1 protein-coding gene is annotated in these 1,579 nt (G+C 60.7%); it reads right to left on the bottom strand.

Translation table 11 applies throughout. The features are described from left to right. Positions 1-101: 101 nt before the first annotated feature. Positions 102-1,193 carry a TIGR03118 family protein gene (locus P0D89_RS52755; RefSeq protein ID WP_408371111.1) on the bottom strand — a complete coding sequence of 364 codons (1,092 nt, stop codon included), beginning with the start codon at positions 1,191-1,193 and terminating at the stop codon, positions 102-104. Positions 1,194-1,579: the final 386 nt, after the last annotated feature.

The raw sequence follows: 1,579 nt of genomic DNA, 5'->3' as shown, positions 1-1,579 counted from the left end.
CACCGGCTTTGCGCTCCGCTACAGGCGCTTGAACGGGACAGCTAGCCGTCTCTGGCGCCGCGCTTGACGACATTGCATCGAGCCCTTGGACCTTCAGCCGGCTACATCGACGAATCTATGCGTCCATAGACACCCGTCGTCGCCGTCGGACCTGCCGCGAAAAACAGCGTGTTGGAAGGCTGGTTGTCGGCGTTGTTGCCAAACGCCAGGCCCCAAAGTCCGGGCTGCGTCACTTTTGAACCATTGGCCTGCGTGAGCGCCCCTTTCGACTCGCCAGTCGCAGGATCGAACGCATTGATGGTGCCGTCGCCGAAGTTGCCGATCAGTAGGTCGTTGCTGAACGCGCCGAAATTGGCCGGCGCCATGGCGATCCCCCACGGCGAATTAAGCGGCCCGTTTGACGCGATGCGCCTGATCAGGTGGCCGGCGGTATCGAATGCATCCACCACGCCGTTGCCCGCACCGCTTTGATCTCTGTGACCATCGGGCCCGAGCTTCGCATACGCCACATAAATCGTACTGCCGACGGCCTGGATGCCGAACGGATTAAAACCCGCAGGTACGTTCGGATCGCTGAAGGCGCCGGCAACCGAAACTTTCGTGAAAGTCTTGTCGAACATATCGACTTTGCCGTTATGGAAATCGGCGGCGTACAGCGTGCTTGTGCCGGCGTTGCTGGCGATTGCAAGGCCTGTGTATTCGGCTGCGCCTGCGCCGTCATCGTGAACGGTGACAGCCTGCGTCGGCAGCACCTTAGGCGACCAGGCCGCGATCGTGCCGGCGAGGGTGGCAAAAATGAATGCCGCGTTGCCTGTTGCGCCATTCGCCGTGACGGCGAAGTCCGTGGTACCGTTGAAAACGATGCCGGTCGGACTCGCGGGTTGACCGCTTGCGGCCGGCGGTAGTGTGACGACGAGCGACTGCACCACGCCATTGCCGTCATACAGCGACGACTTCTGTGTATTGTTGTCCGATACCCAGACGGGGGTGGTCGGACCGAACGCGATCCCCCAGCTGTTTTGCAGATTGGGGTCGACGTGCGGCGCGGCGACGCTGCCGTCGGACACGAGAATGGTCGACTTGAATGTACCGGCGGTCGCCGTGGGCATGTTGTTGTTCGAATTGCCGCCGCACGCAGCAAGTGCGAGCGTGGCCGCTCCAGCAAGCGAGAAAACAGTTGCAAACCTATGCATGTCACCTCCTGATCCTTGAATGATTTGCTTATAGTCCCCACGCGGCACGACCACTGGCAACGCGCGTCGACCCTTTTCTGTTCTGAACGAGCGCACCAACCCGCGAACGGCGTCGATGGCATCCTTGCCCCGCGACCTTCGCGTCGGCGTTTCGTCATTGCGCATTGAACGATCAAGCACGCGTGTTTATTCCGTGCGATCCGTATTGGAGCCACCTGAGGTTCACATTGCGGGGCGGTGGTACGCACGGACGTTGATATTCACTCGCGGCGCCCAGATGGCAATTGACTTTCAACGGCAGCTACAGATCGCCCTGAGTGGCTCACCGTGAGAGCACACGCACCCTCAGAAGGCAGACGGGGTTGTGGTGGAATTCTGGTGCGTTG

Origin of the sequence: Paraburkholderia sp. RL18-085-BIA-A, assembly GCF_046027075.1 — a bacterium.
Lineage (GTDB): Bacteria > Pseudomonadota > Gammaproteobacteria > Burkholderiales > Burkholderiaceae > Paraburkholderia.
The sequence above is the reverse complement of the archived record's forward strand: the minus strand, read 5'-3'. Positions and strand labels throughout refer to the sequence as shown.